Here is a 23,514-nt window from a genome sequence, read left to right as displayed (position 1 = left end):
ACTAATACGATTGCTTGCTTTAATTTTTTACTTTAAAAAATTGCAGCATGAATATAATTATCATTGGTAACGGCATGGTGGGCTACAAATTTTGCGAAAAGCTGGTAGCCCGATCCATCCCGGGTCAATTCTCCATCACTGTTTTTGGCGAAGAGGTGCGGCCCGCTTATGACCGGGTTCATCTCAGCGAATATTTTGCCGGAAAAACTGCCGAAGAACTTACCATGGCCCCTGCCAGCTGGTATGCCGAAAACAATATTACCCTTTACCTGGGTGACCCCATTGCACAGATCAACCGTGATGCCAAAACAGTGGATTCACATAAAGGTTTAACGCTCCCCTACGATATCCTGGTGCTGGCCACCGGCTCTGCTGCTTTTGTACCGCCGATACCGGGTACCGAAAAAGATGGTGTATTCATATACAGAACGATCGAAGACCTGGAAATGATGACGGCCTGGGCAAAGAAAGCAAAGAAGGGTGCCGTGATAGGTGGCGGCCTTTTAGGACTGGAAGCTGCCAAAGCCATGATAGACCTGGGTGTTGCAGATACATCCGTTATTGAATTTGCACCGCGGCTGATGCCAAGACAGATCGATGATGCAGGCAGTAATGTATTGCAATCAAAACTGGAAGCATTAGGTCTGAAGATTCTTACCAATACCAACACTTCGCAGATACTCGGTGATACACATATCACCGGCATGCAGTTTACCAACGATACAAAAATTGATGTGGATATGCTGGTGATCTCTGCAGGCATTAAACCAAGAGATGAACTGGCAAAACTGGCCGGTCTGCAAACCGGCACAAGAGGTGGTATTGTGGTGAATGAAAAATTACAGACGAGTGATGAAAGTATTTATGCCATTGGTGAATGCGCTTTGTTTGAAGGAATGATCTATGGACTGGTGGCGCCCGGTTACGAAATGGCAGATGTGGTAGCCGCTAATCTTACCAACGGTAATAAATATTTTGCTGCGTATGATATGAGCACCAAGTTAAAATTAATTGGTGTGGATGTGGCCAGTTTTGGCGATCCGTTTATCAGTGGTGACCAGGTACGATCCATTGCTGTGAATGATGCCAACAAAGGCACCTACAAGCGCATCAACATCAGCGTCGATGGCAAAACTTTACTCGGCGGCATTTTAGTGGGTGATGCAGCACAATACAATATGCTGTTGCAAACTACCAAGAACAAAATGGTATTGCCACCCAATCCCGAAGATGTGATACTGGGCAGTCGTGGTAATGAAGAAGCAGCAGGCGCAGGCATTACCGGCTTGCCCGATGATGCATTGATATGCAGTTGCGAAGCAGTGACCAAAGGAATGATCTGCAGCAGTGTTACAGAAAACGGTTGTGAATCGGTGGATGCGATAAAAAAATGCACCAAGGCCGGTACCGGTTGTGGTGGTTGTGTACCGATGATAAAAGACCTGGTAACGCATACTATGAAAGCGCAGGGAAAAATTGTACGCAATGTTTTGTGCGAACATTTTGACTACAGCAGGCAGGAATTATTTGACCTTGTAAAGATCAATGAATTGAAGACCTACGAAGAAGTGCTGAACAAATTTGGTAAAGGTGATGGTTGTGAATTGTGTAAGCCTCCGGTTGCGTCTATCCTTGCCAGTTTGTGGAACGAAGTGATACTGAAAAAAGGCAATGATACGGCGCAGGACAGCAACGATCGTTTTTTAGCCAATATACAAAAAGGCGGTACTTACTCTGTTGTGCCCCGCATACCGGGCGGAGAGATCACACCGGATAAACTGATCGTGATAGGCCAGGTGGCAAAAAAATACAACCTCTATACAAAGATCACCGGTGGCCAGCGCATTGATATGTTCGGCGCTCACTTAAGCGATCTGCCCGATATATGGGAAGAGCTGATTGAAGCAGGTTTTGAAAGCGGTCATGCTTATGGCAAAAGCCTGCGTACGGTAAAAAGTTGTGTAGGCAGTACCTGGTGCCGTTTTGGGCTACACGACAGCGTTAGTTTCGCAATAAGGGTGGAAGAAAGATATCGTGGCCTGCGTTCGCCACATAAATTAAAAGGGGGCGTAAGCGGTTGTATCCGGGAATGTGCCGAAGCTCAGAGCAAGGACTTTGGCATTATCGCTACCGAAAAAGGATGGAACCTGTATGTATGCGGCAATGGCGGCAGCAAGCCCCAGCATGCGGTATTACTTGCCAGCGATATTGATGAAGAGACCTGTGTAAAATACCTCGATCGTTTTTTAATGTTCTATATCAAAACTGCTGACCCGCTTACCCGTACTGCCACCTGGCTGAATAAAATGGAAGGTGGTATCGCCTATTTAAAAACAGTGGTGATAGAAGATGCACTGGGACTTAATACACAATGGGAAGCAGATATGGAAGCGCATGTAGCCAGTTACGAATGCGAATGGAAAGCGGCCATTGAAACGCCGGAGCTGCGCAAACGTTTTTCGCATTTTGTGAATGCACCGCAGAAAAAAGATCCGTCCGTGCAGTTCGACCCTATGCGGCAACAGGTAAAGGCGCGGGACTGGAAATAAAATTCCGTTGCAATGCCCGTTTCGATATTCTTTAAACCACAACAGTTAACCGTAAATAAACCAAGATGAATAGTCCCTTTCAATCAACTGCATCTGCTGCAATTCTTTCTCCGGTAAATGAAGAAGTATGGTTCTATGCCTGCCATGTACATGATGTACCGATGAATGGTGGTGTATGTGTAAAATATAAGAATGAACAGATCGCATTGTTCCGTTTCAGCAGGAGGAATGAATGGTATGCTACGCAGAATGAATGTCCGCACCGTAAACAAATGGCCTTAAGCCGCGGCATGATCGGTTCGCTGGAAGATGAACCCAAAGTGGCCTGCCCTTTTCATAAAAAAACATTTTCATTAAGGACCGGTGAATGCCTGGGCGGTGATGAATGTGCGATAAAAACATATCCTGTAAAAGTGGAGGACGGAAGAGTGTATATAGCAGTGGAGTAAAATAGTATGCCATAATGGATCTGCCTGTAACAATTTTATTAAACACTAAACATCAATACATGATAAAATAACAATCCCCTTAAAACAAATGGCCCGGAAGAATTGCGCTCTGCCCGGGCCGGAATTTGATCTCAAATTGCAAACAATTTAAAACCAAAACGAAATTATGAATAAAAAAATAAAGGCGACGAAAAGTATGCTGTTTCTTATCCTTGCTGTTTTATTTTTTTCTTACTCCCGCGGCCAGCTGACTGCTACGGCACAGGTGCGTACCCGTACTGAATACAGGAACGGTGTGGGCACTTTAAAAACCACGGGGAATGATGCTGCTGTTTTTACTTCGCAGCGCAGCAGGCTTACATTCAATTATAAGACCAGCCGCGTGATATTGCAAACGTCTTTACAGGATGTAAGGGTCTGGGGCCAGGACGCTTCTACCATCAGCAATGCAGATGGCAGTAAGCTGGGCCTGCACGAAGCATGGGCCGAAATAATACTGGCCAATAAAAAAGATACTTCTTTTAAAAAACCTTCCGTAGATTATTTTGCCGTAAAACTGGGCAGGCAGGAGCTGGTGTATGATGATGTGAGGTTACTCGGCAACCTGGATTGGCTGCAGCAGGCCCGCAGGCACGATGCCGTGGTATTTAAAATGCTGAACAAAGGCTGGCAGGTAGATGCAGGTTTTGCATTCAATCAAAATACCGATGCATTTAATTACAATGGTACTTATTATACAGCAGCGAATATTTCTGCATCTGTAAAAGACAGTAAAGGCTTCCTGGTGGCAACACCATCTGGGTTGATACCATTGATGAACAGCAGCGGTGTCAGCAGCAAGACGGGTAATCCTTCTTTTGTAAATGCGCCTTCCACCAATGGCATGAACCAGAACTACAAGGCTTTACAATATGTATACAGTGCTAAAACTTTTAAAAACACTAAACTGAGTTTTTTATTGCTGGCAGACCAGTTTGGAAAATATACACTGGATTCTGTACTTACATCAACAGCTAACGGCAACGGGTATGTGTACGGTAGAAAATTCAATCAAAAAGGCGTGAACAGCCGCTTCACTACCGGCTTTTTACTCAATAGTCCTTTAAATAAAAATAAAACACTGGCATTAACGGCCGGCGCTTATTACCAGGGTGGAAAAGATAAAGATGGTGTGAGCTTATCAGCCTATACTTCTACCCTTGCTGCTGCTTTCACGAAAAATAAATTCACCTATACAATAGGATGGGATTATGTAAGTGGCAATGATGCATTTTCAACTTCTACCACCAACCATCGTTTCGATCCTTTATATGGCACGCCGCATAAATTCTGGGGTTATATGGATTATTTCTACGTGGGAACCGGTTCACCGGCAGGAGGATTAAGCAACCCATTTTTTAAAATAAAATACGGCAGCAGCAATAAAAGATTTACAGCAGGTTTGGATTACCATTATTTCGCCCTGGCAAAAGATATGAAGGATGTGAATGGCGCTGCTATTGAAAAATACCTCGGCAGTGAGTTTGACCTGGTAACCAATTACAGCCTGAACAAGATAACCACTGTAGAGTTGGGCATATGTACCATGGCTGCTTCCAAAAGTATGGAATATGCCAAGGGTATAACACCGGGCACGGCCGACCTTACCGGTTTGTGGAGTTATGTGATGATCAGTATAAAACCGGAATTTTTATTTAAACAGTGATGCTTATAACATCACGCTCATTTCATCCTTAAAATATTACAACATGTCTACCACCACCATAAATAATCAACCGCTTGGCAAACTGAATATATTCTCACTCAAAGGAGTGCAGATGAAAACCTTTCATATTACCTGGTTCACTTTTTTCTGTTGCTTTTTTGCCTGGTTCGGCATGGCGCCGCTGATGAAGATCGCCAAGGAACAACTGCATCTTACCAAAGACCAGATCGGCAATATCCAGATCGCTTCGGTATCTGCAACTATTGTAGCCCGTCTTTTAATTGGCAGGCTGGTGGATAAGTTCGGACCCAGGATCATTTATACCTGGCTGTTGTTGCTATGTGCCATACCAGTATTGCTCATAGGCTTTAGCAATTCTTATACCTCCTTCTTATTATTTCGTTTATTCATTGGCGTTATCGGTGCTTCATTCGTTATTACACAGTTTCACACTTCGGTAATGTTTGCCCCGGCTATTAAAGGCACGGCCAATGCCACTGCCGGTGGTTTTGGTAATGCCGGTGCAGGCGCTGCCAACTTCTTTATGCCGCTCATTGCTTCAGCATTTACTGTTTTGGGGTTTTGCAGTAAGGAAGACAGCTGGCGGTATGCCATGACTGTGCCGGGTGCTTTGCTACTGATCTGCGCATTCCTTTACTACCGTTATACCAAAGATGCACCCGAAGGCAATTATAAAGACACCGGTTATAAAGTAGATACCAAAAAGAACACCTTCCTGATCGCTATAAAAGATTACCGTACCTGGGTATTAACTATTGCTTATGCGGCAAGTTTTGGCGTGGAAATATCCGTGGACAATTTCGCTCCTATCTTTTTCACCGATTCATTTGGCGCCACACTGGCGGTTGCAGGTATGGCTGCAGGCATTTTTGGATGGATCAATTTAATAGCAAGGCCAATGGGCGGCATTGTTGCTGATAAAGTGGGTAAAGTGTGGGGCTATGATGGCAAATCATTTTTACTATCTATACTATTATTACTGGAAGGTGTTGGCATCATCTGGTTTGCAAAAAGCGGCAACCTTGCTATGGCCATCACCATGATGCTCATCTTTGGCTTCAGCCTGAAAATGGCCAATGGCGCCACTTACAGCCTGGTGCCCTTTGTAAGCCCCAAAGCTGTGGGCAGTGTGGCGGGCATTGTGGGTGCAGGTGGTAATATCGGCGCTATGCTGATCGCATTTATGTTCAAAGCAAAAGCAGCACATGGCACCAAAACAGTTATTGAGAACGGCATCAGCAAAACCAAGGACCTGATCGATTATACGGCAGCATTTACTTTGCTCGGTTTTATCATTGTAGGTGTTGGCATCGCGGTTTTTATTTTCAGAACAGTAACCGCACAGAAAAAAACGACTGTAACTGAGCTTGCTGCAGTGCCGGCAGTAAATTAAAAACAGTGGCAAGGGGAAAAGCGACAAGGGGAATAGCCGCAAGGGAAAGAAATATTTTCAATAGAATGCTTATCCCTTGCAGCTTGTTACTTGAGGCTCGGATCTTTAAACTTATTATTTGAAGGACAATAACAACATATCAAACTCACAACACACAGCAGGTAACAGCACTACCTGCTGTTACTGTGGTGTGGGCTGTGGCATTGTTGTAAGCAAAGATGCACACAACAGGGTTACCGTGGAAGGAGATAAAAACCACCCGGTAAATAAAGGTATGTTGTGCAGTAAGGGTATGAACCTGCACCACACGGTGAATGATAGAAGTGACCGCTTGTTATATCCGCAGATGCGGTACAATAAAAATCTGCCGCTGCAAAGGGTAAGTTGGGATACTGCACTGGAACGAACCGCTGCGGTTTTTAAAACATTGATAGATAAATATGGCCCCGACAGTGTAGCTTTTTATGCAAGCGGACAATGTTTAACAGAAGAATATTATGTGTTCAACAAACTCATCAAAGGTTTTATTGGCAGCAATAATATTGATACCAACAGCCGTCTTTGCATGAGCAGTGCGGTAATGGGTTATAAAATGAGCTTGGGAGAAGACAGCGTGCCTGTTAGTTACGATGATCTTGAATTATGCGATGTGATATTCGTTGCCGGTGCTAATCCTGCCTGGTGCCATCCTATTCTATGGAGGCGTGTGGAAGCTGCGAGAGAAAAAAATCCCGAATTGAAAATTATTGTGAGTGATCCCCGCAAAACACAAAGTTGTTCATTGGCAAATGTGCACCTGCAACTCAATCCCGGAACTGATATCACCCTGCATCATGCCATCGGCAGGTGTTTGATAGAAGATGGGAAAATTGATTTTGATTTTATCAGCGACAACACCAATGGATTTACGCAATACCGCGAAACTGTTTTTGCAAGAACTGTTGAAGAAGCTGCACATATTTGCGGTGTAAGTGAAAATGATATCCGGCTGGCTGCATTATACATTGGCAATGCAAAAGGTTTTATCACCATGTGGACGATGGGGCTTAATCAAAGTGTGATCGGTACTAATAAGAACCTGTCGTTGATCAACCTGAATTTAATTACAGGGCAGATCGGCAAACCGGGTGCAGGTCCCTTCTCGCTTACCGGTCAGCCCAATGCCATGGGCGGAAGAGAAGTGGGCGGATTGAGTAATTTATTACCGGCGCACCGCGATCTTTCGAATATGCAGCACCGTAATGAAGTGGAAAGATTCTGGCAAATCCCGTTGGGTACTATCCAACCTACGCCAGGCTTAACCGCAACCGAAATGTTTGATGCCTTGAATGCAGGCAAGCTGAAAGCCATCTGGATATTATGCACCAACCCGCTCACCAGCCTGCCCGATGTACGCATAGCTGAAGCAGGGTTAAAGAAAGCAAAATTTGTAGTGGTGCAGGATATCAGTAATAAAGTGGAAACATTACAATATGCCGATGTGGTTTTACCTGCTGCATCCTGGATAGAAAAAGAAGGCACGATGACCAATGCAGGCCGCTATATTGCTTACCTGAATAAAGTGGTGGAAGCGCCAGGTGAAGCACTGCCGGATGCAGAGATCATTTGCCGGTTTGCAAAGAAGATGGACTACACCGGTTTTGATTTTAAAGACAGTGCCGCCATATATGCCGAACACGCTGCTTTAACAGCGGGCACACATATTGATATCAGTGGATTAAACTATGATATCCTGAAAGAAAAGCGTGCGGTGCAATGGCCTTACAAAAAAGAAGAAAGCGCCGGCCACAAAAAATCATATTACGGTACGCCAAGATTGTTTACCGATCATCAGTTTTTTACTGCCGATAAAAAAGCCAATATCCATTCTTTTGGGGATAGCAATAATTCTGAACTACTTACGCCCGAACACCCGTTGATACTCACTACCGGCCGCATCCGCGATCAATGGCATACCATGAGCAAAACTGGCAAGGTGAATAAACTCAACCAGCATATCAGCGAAGCATTTCTGGAGATACATCCAACTGATGCCGCAAAGAGAAAAATAAAAGACAACGATATCCTCGAAGTATTCAACAGCCGCGGCAATGTAAGGGTAAAAGCAAAATTCTCTGAAGACATTAAACCCGGTGTGGTTTTTTTACCCATGCATTGGGGCAAAATATTGAACAGCGATCTGAACCGTGCCAATAACCTCACCAACAACCTGGTGGATCCCAAAAGCAAGGAACCCGATTTTAAATTCAGTGCTGTACAGGTGCAGTTGTATAAAAAAGCAAGGCAAAAAATAATTGTGATCGGCGCTGGTGCAGGCGCCTGTGGTTTTGTAAAAAGTTACCGGGCATTGAATACCATCGATGAAATAGAAGTATTCAGCAAGGAAGATTTTCCTTTTTATAACAGGGTGTTATTACCGGATTATATCAGTGGCGTATTGCCCTGGCATAATTTAATAAAGATGAGCGATGATGAAGAAACGGATCATAAAATAAAATTGCATCGCGGCGTAAGCATTGAAAAAATTGACAAGGAACAAAAAACAGTAACCGACAGTAATGGTGTTACACATTTTTATGATGTACTCTTATTAGCCACCGGCAGCCGTGCCTTTATGCTGAAAGATATCCCTTCCATGAAAGGCATCTTTACCATGCGCAGCCGTGTGGATGCGGATAATTTTAAAGCGCATGTGGATCCGGCAAAAGGCAAGCTCATCATTGTAGGCGGCGGATTGCTGGGCATTGAACTGGCAGCATCGCTTACAGAAGTGGGTGTAAAAGTGGTGATCATTCAACGCATCTCCCGCTTAATGGACCGGCAGCTCGATCCATTGGGCAGCCAGTTACTGCATGAAGAACTGGTGAATAAGGGTATCGAAATATTTTACAACGATGAGATCGACCGCTTCATCGGCGAAAAGAATATTTCGGGAGTACGGTTAAAAAGTGGTTTGCTCATCAATTGCCAGGCATTGGTGATCGCCATTGGTACCGTACCCAATATCGAACTGGTAAAAACCGCTGGCATTGATTGTAAAAGAGGTGTAGTGGTGGATGAATATTTACGTACCAGTGAAAAAGATATTTATGCTATTGGCGAGATCGCTGAATTCAAAGGATTTTTATATGGTATTACTGCTGCTGCCGAACAACAGGCCGAGATCGTGGCAAGATTCCTGAACGGCGATATTGCTAAATTCTACAATGGTAGTTTATTGATGAATATTTTAAAAATGCACGGCACGGATCTTTGTTCGCTGGGGCTTGCAGAAATTCCCAACAACGATCCCACTTATGAAGAGATCGTTTTTATTGACCGGGCAAAACGCTATTACAAAAAATGTATTGTACACAACGATAAACTGGTAGGCGCCATTCTTATTGGTGATAAAAGTGAATTCCTCGAATTCAGGAATTTAATAGAAAATAAACTGGAGCTGAGCGAAAAACGGTTGCAGTTATTGCGCAGCGGTAAAATGCCCGAACCGGTGATAGGCAAACTGGTTTGCAGCTGCAACAACGTAGGCGCAGGTAATTTGATCAACAAAATAAAAGAAGGATGCACCGATCATTTACAGTTGTGCCAGCTTACAGGTGCAGGTATGGGCTGCGGCAGCTGCAGGCCCGAAGTAAAAGCCATACTGGACAGCCAGGTAAATGTGATAAAAAAAGAAACGGATACAGTAACAGCATGATTTAATTTTGTAGCAGGCCATCTGCCAACAACATTAAAGCCATCCAACAATGAAACAACAGCTAAAGATCAAACGGACCACTTCAAACGACAAAGATTTTCAGTCGCTCATAAGGCAGCTGGATCACGAATTATGGAATGAACTGCAGGAAGACCAGGCGCAGTACGACCAATATAATAAAGTACCGGATCTTGATACGGTGGTAGTGGTATACGCAGGTGATGAACCGGCGGCAAGCGGTTGTTTTAAAAAATACAATGCGGATACCGTCGAAATAAAAAGAATGTTCGTGGTAAAGGAACAACGTGGCAAAGGGTTATCAAAAATGATCCTGAATGAATTGGAACAATGGGCAACAGGGGAAGGTTTTAAATATGCCATACTGGAAACCAGTATTCATTTTATACCGGCCACCACATTGTATAAAACAGCGGGCTACCATATCATTCCAAATTACGATCAATATAAAGACCTGCCGGAAAGTGTTTGCATGCAGAAAGAACTGAACGCATCAGAATTCAGGAATGTAAAAGACATTGAATATTTTGATTTTGAAGAAGATTTTATTGAAGAGAATGTGCGTTGTATACCGATGATCGTTCGCTTTAAGATGGATGCGGCAGGCATCAAATTAAAACTGGCCGAGTGGAGTAAATTCAAGAAGGAAGAAAGGGTACAATTGGCACTGCTGCCTGCTGCAACAGTAAACGAAGCAAAAGAGTACAACACTTATTTGTCCGGCTTGGTGGAAAAATATACCGGCAGCAACGCAACAGCATTGCAGGTAGAAGCACATCCGGCATGGGCAGATCTTGAAGAAATACCAGCCATGCTGGTAGAGAAAGCAAAAGAGTTTGACCTGGTGATAACAAAACAACAATGGAGTTCGTTGACCAACCTGCAACGCTTTACGCTGTTAAAACTGTGCAGGCCGGGTCATGAAAATAAAAACTTTCCGAAGGCAATAAAAGAATTCGGTTTGATATAATATGACAAACACCGTGATCATAAATTTTAAAGGCGGCATCATTTCCCCCGGCGACCTGCTGAATATACTTATTGCAGCAACAAAGGCCCATGTACGCTTTGTAAAATTTGGATTGAGGCAGCAATTGCTGATCGACACGGAAAGTTATCATACAAATTTGCTCACTACCGAACTGGATAAACTACAGATCGGGTACGAAGTAAATACAGCACAGTTTCCCAATATCATCAGCTCCTATCCTGCCGAAGATGTTTTTATACACAATACCTGGTTAAGCGAAGGTGTATATAAAGATATTTTGGATGAGATCGATTTCAGGCCCTCGGTAAAGATCAATATCTGCGACAGCAACCAGAGCTTTACGCCCATGCTCACCGGTAATATCAACTGGATCGCTTCTGCAACAGCCGAACATTATTGGCATCTGATCATTCGCTTTCCTAAAACAAATGTGATATACGAATGGGATCAACTTTGCTACACTAATAATATTGCAGGCGTAAGCAAACAGGTGGAAACAATTCTTACACAACATGCTGCCAGGTTCATAGATAATAATAATGCCAGCGGCGATGCATTATTTGCTTTACTGCAAACAGAAAATATCATTTTGAAACCAGCTGCAGCAAAAGTTGTGTTGCCGCAATTCAACCTGCCATATTACGAAGGACTGAACCGCTATAACAATAAATACTGGCTGGGCATTTACCGCCGTGATGAATTATTCAGTGTATCATTCTTAAAAAAGATCTGCAGGCTTTGCCTTGATACCAAGCTGGGGCAAATATGCTGCACTTCCTGGAAAAGTATCATTATAAAAGGTATTGAAGAAAAAGACAAAGCAGCGTGGAACCTGTTGCTGGAAGAATTTAAAGTAAATATGCGCCATGCAGCCAACGAACTCAACTTCCAGGTGGAAGATAATTGTACCGAAGGGCTGGCCTTGAAAAATTACCTGGTAAAGCATTTAAGTATGGATGATACCAGGACATTTGGTATTTGCATCGGTATTAAAACCCGCAGCAAAAGCGAAGTGTTCAGCAGTATACTCATCAGGCGCAGGCATCTTATACAAATGGGTCGTATCAAATTATTCCCTGTATATGATATTTTATGTGCAAAGGATTTTAACCCCAATGAGCGTACCGGCGAAATATTCAGCAAAGGCAATCCACGTATTTTATTACCGGAGCAGCTGCACCGTTCTGTGATACAATTTTATAACTACCGGGCTTCTGTGCTTAAAGCAAATACAGCAGCCGTAAATGTAAAAAAAGAAGCAGTTCAAAAAAAAGAAGACCAGTATTTATACCAGTGCAGCAGCTGCCTTACTGTATATGATGAAACAATGGGAGAACCGGAAAATAATATTGCAGCAGGTACATTGTTTGAAGCCTTGCCTCCGGAATATTGCTGCCCGCTTTGTGAAACAGGGAAAAATGGATTCAATAAAATTGAACGGGCTGCATTGCAGCATTTACAGGCCGTTTAATTCTGCGTGTGCATTAAAATTACGGAAAGCGGTCTTTTGATTTTCCTGTAACGCAATTTCGCAAACCACCAGCTGGCTTAAAACAAATTTCATACTGTGCCGCACCAGTTTATCCTGCCGCAGCATTGTAACGATCTTTTTTAAAGCCTGTGAAGTATAAATGCCGCATAAAGGTTCAGGTTCTTTATTATTGGTGTAAATGAACACTTCGTATTTTTTACTTTGCTGGTATAAAGCAAACAGTTCTTTGAGTAAACCGGGTTCCATCAATGGCATATCGCAGGCCAGGATAAAAAGATCTTCGGCCGAATTTTGCAAATGTGCAGACAGTACACCCAGCAACGGCCCTTTAAGATCAAGTGAAGCATCATCTGCAATAAGCATTTGCGGTGCAAACACTTTTTCATACTCCGGTTGTTGCTGCAGGTTAACAGAAATTTTTACAGGGATGTTCAGCACGTTCATCTTTTCAAGTGCAGTCTGCGCCCAGGTCTTTGCCTCGTAGTGCAAGAGTCCTTTGTCTGTTCCCATGCGGGAACTTTGACCGCCGCAAAGTATGATACCAGTCATATATCAGGATTGATGATGAGCAGGTGTATCGGTATGCCCAAGGCTTTTGCCCGGCGCCACCACGTCCCGCAACATTTGTTTGATCTCTTTTATTTCTGCAAAACCACCGTATTCTTTCCGGTCAAATATCTTTTTATCATCTACACGGATGCTGTAACGGCCATTCACTTCGCTGGGCAATAAGGTAACAGCGCCCACTTCATCGGCAAAAGTGGTTAAAATTTCCTGTGCCATATAAGCGGCACGCAAAAGCCAGTGGCATTTAGGGCAGTATTCGATGGTAATGGTTGGTTTCATGCAAAATATTTGTAGTTAAAATTACAACAAACTATCCCAAACAGAAAGGATAAATTTGTGTATGCTGCAGGTATCAGAACTATACATCTATCCCGTTAAATCGCTGGGCGGTATTGCCAAACAGACCGTTGAAATTGTACATACCGGTTTTAAATACGACCGCAGGTGGATGCTCGTGGATGAAGAAAACAGGTTTTTAACCCAGCGGGTGCACCCGCAAATGAGTTTATTGCAACCGGAAGAAACTGCAGATGGCATTGCTGTCTTTCATAAACAGCAACCATCGCAACGCATCAGCATTCCTTTGACAGATTCGGGCAACAGGATCAGTGTAGTTGTTTGGGATGATGCGTGCACAGCAATTGAAGCTACGGAAGAGATCAATCAATGGTTCAGCAACATGCTGGGCTTTAACTGCAAACTTGTTTACATGCCCGATGATTCATTGCGGCTGGTGGATAAACGATATGCTGAAAATGATGAGACCACTTCATTTTCGGATGGTTACCCGGTGCTGGCCATTGGTCAGTCATCACTCGATCTTTTAAATGAAAAAATGCCGGCGCCATTGCCCATCAACCGTTTCAGGCCCAACATTGTCTTTACCGGCGGGCATGCGCATATAGAAGATGAGATGGCAAGGTTTACAATTAATGAGCTGGAATTTTTAGGCGTAAAACCCTGCGCCCGTTGTGTAATGACCACTATTAACCAGCAGACAGCGGCAGCAGGCAAAGAACCTTTGCGTACGCTGGCCCGTTACCGTATGAAGAACAATAAAATTTATTTCGGGCAAAATGTATTGCCGCAACAGCATGGTAGTATCAGTGTAGGTGATCATATCACGATCATCACACAGCAACAACCATTTATTTAACCAAACTATTCATGGATCTTATCAATAAAGAATTTTACAGAACAAATGTTACGCTCCGCATCACTGCCCTCTGGGCATTCAGCGAAGCATTTATGGGCGGTATACTGCATGGATTAAAAATTCCCTTTGCAGGACTGGTACTCGCCTTCATCGCATCTGTATGTATGACCCTGATTGCATTAGGCGAAAGCAATAAAGGCGCCGTATTAAAAGCCACGCTGTTGGTAATAGCGGTAAAATTTATTTTAAGTCCGCATACACCGCCGATGGCTTATGTGGCGGTTTTAATAGAAGGGCTTGCAGGTGAATTATTATTTATGAACCGCCGTATTGTAAAACCTGCTGCATTCATATTAACACTGTTCTGCCAGTTGTATTCTGCATTTCAGCACTTATTAATATTAACGCTTGTGTTCGGTAAGGGGCTTTGGCAGTCCATTGATATTTTTCTCAACAAGATCACCCAATCATTTGTAAAAGATGCGGTGCATTATTCCCTCTATATCATCCTTATTTATTTAACCTGTTATCTTATTGCCGGTATTGCCGGAGGTTTTTTAAATATACACATCATCAACAGGGTGCGTTCGGGCAACCAGGCAAACCTGTTATTGCAGCAACTAAATGATCTGCCCCCGGTACAGGATACATTTCCCGAAGCCGCTAAAAAGAGAAAAAGGTTCACTGTTTTTTTTGGAGCGCTGATGGTTGTAATGCTGGTATTATCTTACCTGCCGTTTTTCAGCAGCAGTTTCAGTAAATATGCCATTGCAGAATTATTGATACGGGGCATTATCATCCTGTTGGTGTGGAATTATTTTATCACCCCACTATTGCGTATGCAGTTGCAGAAATGGGTGGCCCGTTATAAAGAAAAAAATAACAACAGCCTGCAACAGGTCATCGCATTGCTGCCGGGCATCAGGGTAATATTGCAGCAAAGCTGGCAGTTATCGCAGCAACCGACCCAATGGCAGCGCTTTAAAAGTTTTATCAACAATACCGTATTGCTGATCGTACATCATGAGCAATAAGATCATCATTTTAACAGGAGAGATACAAATCGGCAAAACAACCCTGCTGCAACAGGTTTGTGTACAGCAAAAAAACATGGCTGGTATCCTCACGCCTGTTGTAAATGGCAAACGCATGTTCTATAACATTGAGACTGGTGATTTTTTTGCAATGGAAGCGAATGAAGAGGAAGAAAAACTGTCGGTAGGTAAATATTTATTTTCTGCGACAGCATTTGCAAAAGCAAACGACATACTACTATCTGCAAATCAAAATACAACCATCACACATCTGATCATCGACGAAATAGGCCCGCTGGAACTTAAACAACAAAAAGGATTGTACAATTCATTCAACAGCATACTCCACTCTTCTTTTAAACACACATTAATAATTGTGGTACGGCGGGCATTAGTGGAAACAGTTATTTCGGCATTTAACTTAACTAATGCAGCTGTAATGGATATAGCTAAAATGAAAGCATATTTTAGCGTAACAGGAAATTGAACCACATAGGCACATAGAAAACATAGAGTACATAGATAAATCTATGTGATAAAATATTTTTCTGATTTTTTGCAATTAAAACGGCCTATGCAATACAAGAAGTAACCCTATATTTCCTATGTTTTCCATGTGCCTATGTGGTTAAAAAAACTCTTTGGTAAAGCAAACTATAAGTGCAACAAACCTGCTTTGTACAATGTATTCACCGGTTTATTATCCCAGAATAATTCAAAATCTCCCAGCCCTGCACTTTCAAAAGACAGCTTCACTTCCTGCAATGCCATTGTTTTATTGCCTGATAGTTTCTCCAGCAAACCAGCCAGCCACAACCCTTCCTCCTTGCCCACTTTAATTTCAAAACTTTCCTGTTTTGTTTCAAACAGTAACGAACACATTTCCCACGTGCTGCCTTTTTTCGATTTGGTAAAAATTTCCGTTACTGGTTTATTGCCCAGGAAAACCAGTTTGGTATTGGGTTTAACAGTATTGTATTCTTCTTCGGATAAGAGCTGTGCAATATAGTCCGGTGCAATACTGGTACGGGGTGTTTTAAAATCAAACCACTTGTGCAGCGGCACATCAAAGCAGGCACCGTGCATATAGTTCAATAGTGATTTCTTTAAACCAAAACCAAAGCTTTCATGATCGGCGCCGGTAGGGTCTGCATGTTCAATATCATTATTGGCAAAACTGCCAACTGTTTCCAATAGTTTCTGCACTTTATATTTTGCAGGATTGAGCCCCACAGGGCTATGCGCCGTCATGGTAAACAAATGCCAGAAGGCCGATTGCAGTACACCTGTTTCAAACAACTGCCGCACCATTTCCAGCGAGTCAATAGTTTCTTGTGCGGTTTGTGTAGGAAAGCCATACATCAAATAAGCATGTACCATAATACCCGCTTCAGTAAAATGTTTATTTACTTTAGCCACCTGTGCCACTGTAATGCCTTTGTCGATCAGTTGAAGCAACCGGTCCGATGCTACTTCAAGCCCGCCCGAAACAGCAATGCAGCCCGCCGCTTTCAGCAACAAACAAAGGTCTCTGGTAAAACTTTTCTCAAAACGTATATTGGCCCACCAGCTCACCACCAGTTTTCTTTTAATGATCTCCAGCGATAAAGCCCTCATCAATGCCGGTGGTGCCGCCTCATCCACAAAGTGAAAACCTGTTTGTCCCGTTTGTGCCATCATTTCCTCCATGCGGTTGCACAATATCTCCGCAGTAAGCGGTTCATAATTTTTGATATAATCCAAACTGATATCACAAAAAGTACATTTGCCCCAATAGCACCCATGCGCCATCGTTAGTTTGTTCCAGCGGCCATCGCTCCACAAACTGTGCATCGGGTTCACCACTTCAATGGCGGAAATATATTTATCTAACAAAAGATCACTGTAATCAGGCGTGCCCACCTGCCCCTGCCTGTAATCGCTGCAGGCGCTGTTGTTGATATAACGCATTTCATCATTCACCAAAGTAAAAGTGCGCTTCAGCTCTTCAATATTTTTTTCGCCCTTCACAAAATGAAAAAGATTTTCCAGCGGTGCTTCGCCATCATCCAGCGTAATAAAATCATAGAATTCAAACACCCGCTTATCAGTAAGTGAACGCAATTCCGTATTGGCAAAACCACCGCCCATGCACACTTTGGAGGCAGGAAAATGTTGCTTTATAAATTGCCCGCAACGCAATGAAGTATACAGGTTGCCGGGAAAGGGAACAGAGATACAAACCAGTTTTGGTTGCAACCGATGCATGTGCTGCTGCAGGATATCAATTAAAATGTTATCAGTAAAAGTCAATGGCTTCTGCAGTTCCTCATACAATTCATCAAAACTGTTGGCACTACGACCCAGTTTTTCTGCATAGCGGCTAAAGCCAAAATGTTCATCTATACATTCTTTCACCAGGTCGCTCAGGTCTTCTAAATATAAAGTGGCCAAATGCTTCGCCTTATCCTGCATGCCCATACTGCCGAAAGCCCATGCTAGGTCATCGGTTTGTGCAAACCTGGAAGCTTCAGGTAAAAAGTTTCTTTTACAGATCAACGGCGCCAGTGATGGGTTTTTTCCCTGCAGAAAAAGTATCACGGCATCTATCGTGTGAATATAATCGTCCTGTAAAGTAATGATGCGTTTGCAATTGGATGAGATCTCTTTATTGGTATCAATGGCAGCAAACAGTTGCTGCAAGCCATTTTTAGAAAATAACGCAACGGTAACTTCAATCCCAAGATCGGCCTGGAAGGCTTCGATATTTTTAGTATTCAAAAAACCTTTTAAATACGCCGTTGCCGGGTACGGGGTATTCAGCTGTGTAAAAGGAGGTGTAAATAAAAATATGGGAACGCTCAAGGGGAATATTTAAAACACAAAAATAAGAAAAGCGGCCCGCAGATAACGCAGAATAGAAATTTCATCAGCGACTTCAGCGAGATCAGCGGGCAACATTATATAACAAATATATTGCATTTGTCAATAAGATTCATTATATTGTCTAAGCACAATGCAAACATTCAATCAGTATATCATGGAAAAGAAAAAAATCTTTCTCGCTTCTTCTTCCGAATTGGTAGAAGACCGTAAGGAATTTGAAATATTCATTAATCGTAAGAACAAAGATTGGATAGACGAAGGCGTTTTTTTAGAACTGATAGTATGGGAAGATTTTTTAGACGCGGTATCACAAACACGGCTGCAGGATGAATACAACAAAGCTATTAAAGAGAGTGATATATTCATCATGTTGTATTTTACCAAGGTAGGCAAGTATACCGAAGAAGAATTCAACAATGCCTTCAATCAATTCAAATCCACCAACAAGCCATTTATATTCACGTATTTTAAAGATGCACCTGTTACCACCGGCAACGTGAACAAGAATGACATGATGAGCCTCTGGGCGTTCCAGGAAAAATTAAAAGAGCTGGGCCATTTTTACACCGTATATAAAAATATAGATGAGTTGAAATTTAAATTCAACCAGCAACTGGAAAAACTGGTGAATGCAAAATTCATAGAATTAAAACCCGATGGCAGCGGGCAGGCTGTACCAGTAACCATTACTGATAATTCTGTACACCAGGTGCATTACGGCGAAGGCGATAATATTGGTCACGATAAAATAACCGGTAAATAATGGCCGCTACTATCGATCAGACGCATACAGGATTCGGCGATAATATCGCCGGAGATAAGATCATCAACATAGCGCCCGATCCTACTGCCATCACCAAAAAATATTTAACCGTAATACCACCCTTACCCGAAACATTCATCGGTCGCGAAGATGAAACGATTGCTATTACGGATCAATTACAAAAAGGCGATAACCCACTCATCATACGGGGTATGGGTGGACTGGGTAAGAGCACCATTGCAAAAGTGGTATTGGATAAATTAGCTGCAGCTGCAAAACATGTAGCATGGATAGATGCCAGCCAGGGATTAAAACAGGGCTTTACCAACGGTAATTTATTGCAGCAATTAAAGATAGCAATAGAAGAAAGCAGCGCTTCGCCGGAAGAACAATTAAATGAAGTATTCAGATCATCCATCAGTGTATTGCTGAACCTGGAAGGTAAAAGCGTAATGGTGATAGACAATTTATTGCAGGAAGAAGACCTTGCATCCTTGCGTACCATCAAAACATTGCAGAAGAATTGGTTGGTGCTCATCACCTCCCGTCATCATTTCGAAGGCTTTAAAGAATTCAATCTCGGTTTTCTCGATCCTGCAAAATGTATGGAATTATTTTACACGTACTATACGCACGATAAAAATGATACCGTGCTGCAGCAGGTGCTCAGCGATATCGGTTATCATACTTTAACAACAGAAATGATGTCGAAGACCGGGCAAAAGCTCCGGTTGAACATCACTGAAATTGCCAGCCGCATCAGTAAAAAAGGATTGAACATTGCATCAAAGTCAAACATAGCAGTAGACCACAGCACACAATCGGTAGACAATATTTTAGATTACATGCTGCGCATATTTGCACTCGGTGATATGAGTACCATGGAAGATATTGTGCTGAAGAATTTCGCGGTAATAAACTCCTATAATTTTGGTGTAGGCGCCATGTTCATATTCATGTACCAGGAGCAGGAAAATGATGCCGACCTGAAAGATGAATTCAACCTGGCCATATCCAGTTTGATAGATAAAGGTTGGTTCATTATACTGGAAGAAGAGAAAAAAGAAGCAGCACAAAAACAGGACGACGAGGAAGAAGATGAAATATTCATCAAGATGCACCCGTTGATACAGGAAATGGTGCGCCTGCAGTTGAAGCCTGTATACTTAGATTGCAAGAACATTGTATCCTTTTTTACACGCATGAGCCTGAATCATTTAACAGCAGCAGTAATGCCCAAGTTCATGTTGGTAAAGATCGCCCTTGCCACCAACCTCAATGATCCGCTGATGGAGATATTTGCATTAAAGACCAGCCTGGTGGCCGATTATATAGAAATGGGATTTAAGAACGATGCCATTGCATTACTGGATAGTACGGTGGCACTAATGGAAACTGCCGAACAGCAGGGCGTGGAAATAGATGATGATACTATTACAGCACTGGCCACATTTTATTCGCAGGCAGGTAATGATGAACTGGCCATGCAATATATAAAGAGCGTGATCGACAGCTTGACCGATCCCAACTCAGATAAAGCAGCCGACCTGCATCACAACGCAGCGGAATTTTTACTGAACCTGCAGCAGTACGACACCGCTGAAGCATACGCCAACAAAGCATTGAACATACGCAAAGCCAATTATCCCGAAGGCGATATATCATGGGCGCAGGAATATCGATTGCTGGGCAAGATCGCACAGACCAAAGAAAAGATCATCTCTTCCGATACGGCAACAAAATATATAGAAAGCTACAACATCACTAAAAAATTTGCCGATAAAGAAAGCTTTACTTACGCCATGGCCGAAATAGAAATGGCGATATTACTGGCCGGCGACGATAGCTTTAAAGAACAGGTGAATGAACTTTTAAAAACGGGCATTGAAATATTCCACAAGATATATAACGGCAACGCAGAAGCGCTTTTTTATGTAGAAACTGCAGCAGCCAGGACCTGCGAGCGCATCGACGAATTACAGAATGCGCACGACTATTACCAAAGTGCCATCAGCCGTATGGAGAACGAGCAAAAGACCAGCAGCATCAACTTCATCGAATCCATGGTAAGTTATGCCCGCTTTGCCAAATACCGCCTGCAGGATAATCCCCTTGCCACTTCCATCATCACCAAGGCCTGCCAGTACCAGGAGTACTTTATCGACAACACCGAATTCACCTTCCTCCGCGAAGCCCGTGACGAGATCCTCGCCCCGTAACCTCCTCTCCAGTCCTTGCTCATCATTTCACATTCTGGCTGTTACCACAAACCTAACATTAATCAATACCCGAAATTTATTTCTCTGCGCCCTCTGCCCCTCTGCGTGCCATCTCTTTCCGCGCCTTCCCCGTAATCTGCGGGCAAATAAAAAAGCCCCACTCCTTTCAGAATGGGGCCTTTAAATCTATAAAATCCATCTCCGCTTCAAGTTCCCCCTTTAGGGGGCGGAGGGGGTAAATTAATCGTCAATCTTCACCTTACCTTTCGACTTAGCTATTACTTCTTCTGCAATATTATTCGGTGCAGGATTGTAATGGCTGAACTCCATGGTAGAAGTAGCACGACCTGAAGATAATGAACGCAGCTGCGTAACATAACCAAACATTTCGCTCAAAGGTACTTTGGCTTTAATAACCTGTACACCATGTTTGCTATCCATGCCTTCCAGCATACCACGACGACGGTTCAGGTCACCTGTAACATCACCCATGTATTGGTCTGGAGTAAGAACTTCCACTTTCATGATCGGTTCCAGTAATACAGGTTTAGCCTTGCGGCCTGCTTCACGGTAACCCTGTTTAGCACAAAGCTCAAAGCTCATAGCATCAGAATCCACCTGGTGGAAGCTACCATCTTTTACGTTCACCTTCATGCTTTCCATTGGATAACCAGCCAGTACACCGGTGGTCATCGCACTTTCAAAACCTTTCTGGATGGCAGGAACAAATTCCTTAGGAATAGATCCACCAAACAGGCTGTTCACAAACTGGAAGCGGCCTTTATCTTCTTTCAGGAATTCTTCATCAGCAGGGCCGATCTCGAAAATGATATCCGCAAATTTACCACGACCACCCGTTTGTTTTTTCAACGTTTCACGGTGTTCGATAGTATTATGGAATGCTTCTTTATAAGCCACCTGCGGTGCACCCTGGTTGATCTCCACTTTAAACTCACGTTTCATTCTGTCCACAATGATCTCTAAGTGTAACTCACCCATACCACTCAAAATGGTCTGGCCGGTTTCTTCGTCTGTTCTTACACGTAAGGTAGGATCTTCTTCTACCAGTTTAGCAATAGCCATACCCATTTTATCAACGTCGGCCTGTGTTTTTGGTTCTACTGCAATAGAGATCACCGGTTCAGGGAAGGTCATCGCTTCCAGTACGATCGGGTTATCTTCATTACACAAAGTGTCACCGGTTTTGATATCTTTAAAACCAACACCTGCACCAATATCACCGGCTTCGATAAAGTCGATCGGGTTTTGTTTGTTAGCGTGCATCTGCATGATACGGCTGATACGTTCTTTTTTACCGGTCCTGGTATTCAATACATAAGAACCAGCATCCAAACGACCGCTATAAGCACGGAAGAAAGCCAGGCGACCAACGAAAGGATCGGTCATGATCTTAAATGCCAAAGCACTGAATGGTTCTTTAGCATCAGCATGACGAACCAGTTCTTCACCACTGTCCGGATCGGTACCTTTGATAGATTCGATATCCAGCGGACCAGGCAGGTAACGGCAGATAGCATCCAATGCGGTCTGCACACCTTTATTCTTAAATGAAGAACCACACATCATCGGGATGATAGAAATATCGATCACCGCTTTGCGGATCGCTTCGTGCATTTCCTGTTCGGTGATGCTGTTAGGATCATCAAAGAATTTCTCCAACAGTTTATCATCGTATTCAGCAACGGCTTCTACCAAATGCTGCCTCCATTCATCCACATCCGCTTTCATATCTTCAGGAATAGGCACTTCTTTGTAAGTCATACCCTGTGTAGCGTCGTCCCAGATAATACCTTTCATGGTGATCAGATCCACCACACCTTTAAAGTTATCTTCAGCACCGATCGGTAACTGCAAAGGCACGGCTTTAGCGCCCAGCATTTCTTTTACCTGTTTAACCACGTTTAAAAAGTCGGCACCGCTACGGTCCATTTTATTAACGAAACCGATACGGGGAACTTTGTAACGGTTAGCCTGGCGCCAAACAGTTTCAGACTGAGGTTCCACACCGGATACAGCGCAGAACAACGCCAGCAAACCATCCAGTACACGCAGGGAACGTTCTACCTCAACGGTAAAGTCCACGTGACCCGGAGTATCGATGATGTTGAATTTAAATTGTTTTGTTTCAGGAGTTTTGTTACCCTGAACAGTTGGGAAATTCCAGAAGCAGGTGGTAGCAGCAGAAGTAATGGTGATACCCCTTTCCTGTTCCTGCGCCATCCAGTCCATGGTAGCCGCACCTTCGTGCACTTCCCCTATTTTATGGTTTACACCGGTATAATATAATATACGTTCGGTGGTAGTGGTTTTACCGGCATCGATGTGAGCGGCAATACCAAAATTGCGTTGATAACGTAAATCTGCCATCTTATTTTAATTTAATGATTTTAGAATTGTGATTTATGATTTGTTCGCTGCCGTTCCCACTTGAACATTGAGCATTGAACATTGATTATTGAAAATTTGCTTTGAAAATCAGCCGTTTATCCGGCACACTTTTCCCTGTAGATCCGCTTATTGCTGGCGGAGGGTTCGATATGTAATATTATGCTCTCATACAATGCTAAATAGTTC

General features: G+C 43.2%; 16 protein-coding genes. 12 read left to right on the top strand and 4 right to left on the bottom strand.

Annotated features, from left to right (window positions below; all coding sequences use genetic code 11):
• Positions 1 to 47 precede the first annotated feature (47 nt).
• The 7 genes from nirB (at position 48) to QM738_RS12295 (ending at position 12,294) form a co-directional block, all read left to right on the top strand.
• Entirely contained in the window at positions 48 to 2,549 is a 2,502-nt protein-coding gene (gene nirB, locus QM738_RS12325) for a nitrite reductase large subunit NirB (RefSeq protein WP_462277025.1), read from the top strand.
• Positions 2,550 to 2,614: 65 nt separating this feature from the next.
• Entirely contained in the window at positions 2,615 to 2,998 is a 384-nt protein-coding gene (gene nirD, locus QM738_RS12320) for a nitrite reductase small subunit NirD (protein WP_462277024.1), read from the top strand.
• A 166-nt stretch (positions 2,999 to 3,164) separates the two neighbouring features.
• Positions 3,165 to 4,703, top strand: coding sequence for an alginate export family protein (locus tag QM738_RS12315; RefSeq protein ID WP_462277023.1), 1,539 nt, complete (start codon positions 3,165 to 3,167; stop codon positions 4,701 to 4,703).
• A 43-nt stretch (positions 4,704 to 4,746) separates the two neighbouring features.
• Positions 4,747 to 6,117, top strand: a complete 1,371-nt coding sequence (locus QM738_RS12310) for a NarK family nitrate/nitrite MFS transporter (protein WP_462277022.1) — start codon at positions 4,747 to 4,749, stop codon at positions 6,115 to 6,117.
• Positions 6,118 to 6,235: 118 nt separating this feature from the next.
• Entirely contained in the window at positions 6,236 to 9,814 is a 3,579-nt protein-coding gene (locus tag QM738_RS12305; protein WP_462277021.1) for a molybdopterin-dependent oxidoreductase, read from the top strand.
• Between the two features lie 49 nt (positions 9,815 to 9,863).
• Complete coding sequence (locus QM738_RS12300) at positions 9,864 to 10,802, top strand: nitrate reductase associated protein (protein ID WP_462277020.1); 939 nt, start codon at positions 9,864 to 9,866, stop codon at positions 10,800 to 10,802.
• A gap of 1 nt (position 10,803) precedes the next feature.
• On the top strand, positions 10,804 to 12,294 hold the full coding sequence (locus QM738_RS12295; RefSeq protein ID WP_462277019.1) for a rubredoxin: 1,491 nt from the start codon (positions 10,804 to 10,806) through the stop codon (positions 12,292 to 12,294).
• Here the strand turns inward: QM738_RS12295 and mobA are convergent.
• The gene (gene mobA, locus QM738_RS12290; RefSeq protein ID WP_462277018.1) at positions 12,280 to 12,864 is read right to left on the bottom strand and encodes a molybdenum cofactor guanylyltransferase; all 585 of its coding nucleotides are present in this window, start codon (positions 12,862 to 12,864) and stop codon (positions 12,280 to 12,282) included. The two genes, QM738_RS12295 and mobA, sit on opposite strands and share 15 nt — an antisense overlap.
• Positions 12,865 to 12,867: 3 nt before the next feature.
• Complete coding sequence (locus QM738_RS12285) at positions 12,868 to 13,161, bottom strand: Rdx family protein (RefSeq protein ID WP_462277017.1); 294 nt, start codon at positions 13,159 to 13,161, stop codon at positions 12,868 to 12,870.
• A 61-nt stretch (positions 13,162 to 13,222) separates the two neighbouring features.
• Here QM738_RS12285 and QM738_RS12280 point away from each other — a divergent pair, with 61 nt between their 5' ends.
• Genes QM738_RS12280 through QM738_RS12270 form a run of 3 tightly spaced genes read left to right on the top strand, consistent with a single transcriptional unit; the run spans position 13,223 to position 15,559 of the window.
• A complete protein-coding gene (locus tag QM738_RS12280; protein WP_462277016.1) occupies positions 13,223 to 14,038 on the top strand; it encodes an MOSC domain-containing protein in 816 nt (271 codons plus the stop codon).
• An 11-nt stretch (positions 14,039 to 14,049) separates the two neighbouring features.
• Positions 14,050 to 15,072, top strand: a complete 1,023-nt coding sequence (locus tag QM738_RS12275; RefSeq protein ID WP_462277015.1) for a hypothetical protein — start codon at positions 14,050 to 14,052, stop codon at positions 15,070 to 15,072.
• Positions 15,062 to 15,559 (top strand): nucleoside-triphosphatase, encoded by a 498-nt coding sequence (locus QM738_RS12270; RefSeq protein ID WP_462277014.1) that lies wholly within the window; start codon positions 15,062 to 15,064, stop codon positions 15,557 to 15,559. The genes QM738_RS12275 and QM738_RS12270 overlap by 11 nt, the downstream gene beginning before the upstream one ends.
• Before the next feature lie 167 nt (positions 15,560 to 15,726).
• On the opposite strand, the gene QM738_RS12265 is transcribed toward QM738_RS12270, so the two are convergent.
• On the bottom strand, positions 15,727 to 17,916 hold the full coding sequence (locus QM738_RS12265; protein ID WP_462277013.1) for a B12-binding domain-containing radical SAM protein: 2,190 nt from the start codon (positions 17,914 to 17,916) through the stop codon (positions 15,727 to 15,729).
• A gap of 175 nt (positions 17,917 to 18,091) precedes the next feature.
• Between QM738_RS12265 and QM738_RS12260 the strand changes: the two genes are divergently transcribed.
• Together QM738_RS12260 and QM738_RS12255 are read left to right on the top strand one after the other, a co-directional pair.
• Positions 18,092 to 18,700, top strand: coding sequence for a hypothetical protein (locus QM738_RS12260; protein WP_462277012.1), 609 nt, complete (start codon positions 18,092 to 18,094; stop codon positions 18,698 to 18,700).
• Complete coding sequence (locus QM738_RS12255) at positions 18,700 to 20,919, top strand: NB-ARC domain-containing protein (RefSeq protein WP_462277011.1); 2,220 nt, start codon at positions 18,700 to 18,702, stop codon at positions 20,917 to 20,919. Before QM738_RS12260 ends, QM738_RS12255 begins: the two co-directional genes overlap by 1 nt.
• Before the next feature lie 240 nt (positions 20,920 to 21,159).
• On the opposite strand, the gene fusA is transcribed toward QM738_RS12255, so the two are convergent.
• A complete protein-coding gene (gene fusA, locus QM738_RS12250; protein ID WP_462277010.1) occupies positions 21,160 to 23,307 on the bottom strand; it encodes an elongation factor G in 2,148 nt (715 codons plus the stop codon).
• Positions 23,308 to 23,514: the final 207 nt, after the last annotated feature.

It is taken from the genome of Ferruginibacter sp. (assembly GCF_049840995.1).
Lineage (GTDB): Bacteria > Bacteroidota > Bacteroidia > Chitinophagales > Chitinophagaceae > Ferruginibacter.
This window is presented reverse-complemented; position numbering and strand designations above follow the sequence as displayed.

Excerpts from the sequence above, each read along its gene's own strand:
- nirB (WP_462277025.1), top strand. The coding sequence starts at position 48 with ATGAATATAATTATCATTGGTAACGGCATGGTGGGCTACAAATTTTGC.
- nirD (WP_462277024.1), top strand. The coding sequence starts at position 2,615 with ATGAATAGTCCCTTTCAATCAACTGCATCTGCTGCAATTCTTTCTCCG.
- QM738_RS12315 (WP_462277023.1), top strand. The coding sequence starts at position 3,165 with ATGAATAAAAAAATAAAGGCGACGAAAAGTATGCTGTTTCTTATCCTT.
- QM738_RS12310 (WP_462277022.1), top strand. The coding sequence starts at position 4,747 with ATGTCTACCACCACCATAAATAATCAACCGCTTGGCAAACTGAATATA.
- QM738_RS12300 (WP_462277020.1), top strand. The coding sequence starts at position 9,864 with ATGAAACAACAGCTAAAGATCAAACGGACCACTTCAAACGACAAAGAT.
- QM738_RS12295 (WP_462277019.1), top strand. The coding sequence starts at position 10,804 with ATGACAAACACCGTGATCATAAATTTTAAAGGCGGCATCATTTCCCCC.
- mobA (WP_462277018.1), bottom strand. The coding sequence starts at position 12,864 with ATGACTGGTATCATACTTTGCGGCGGTCAAAGTTCCCGCATGGGAACA.
- QM738_RS12285 (WP_462277017.1), bottom strand. The coding sequence starts at position 13,161 with ATGAAACCAACCATTACCATCGAATACTGCCCTAAATGCCACTGGCTT.
- QM738_RS12280 (WP_462277016.1), top strand. The coding sequence starts at position 13,223 with ATGCTGCAGGTATCAGAACTATACATCTATCCCGTTAAATCGCTGGGC.
- QM738_RS12275 (WP_462277015.1), top strand. The coding sequence starts at position 14,050 with ATGGATCTTATCAATAAAGAATTTTACAGAACAAATGTTACGCTCCGC.
- QM738_RS12270 (WP_462277014.1), top strand. The coding sequence starts at position 15,062 with ATGAGCAATAAGATCATCATTTTAACAGGAGAGATACAAATCGGCAAA.
- QM738_RS12260 (WP_462277012.1), top strand. The coding sequence starts at position 18,092 with ATGGAAAAGAAAAAAATCTTTCTCGCTTCTTCTTCCGAATTGGTAGAA.
- QM738_RS12255 (WP_462277011.1), top strand. The coding sequence starts at position 18,700 with ATGGCCGCTACTATCGATCAGACGCATACAGGATTCGGCGATAATATC.
- fusA (WP_462277010.1), bottom strand. The coding sequence starts at position 23,307 with ATGGCAGATTTACGTTATCAACGCAATTTTGGTATTGCCGCTCACATC.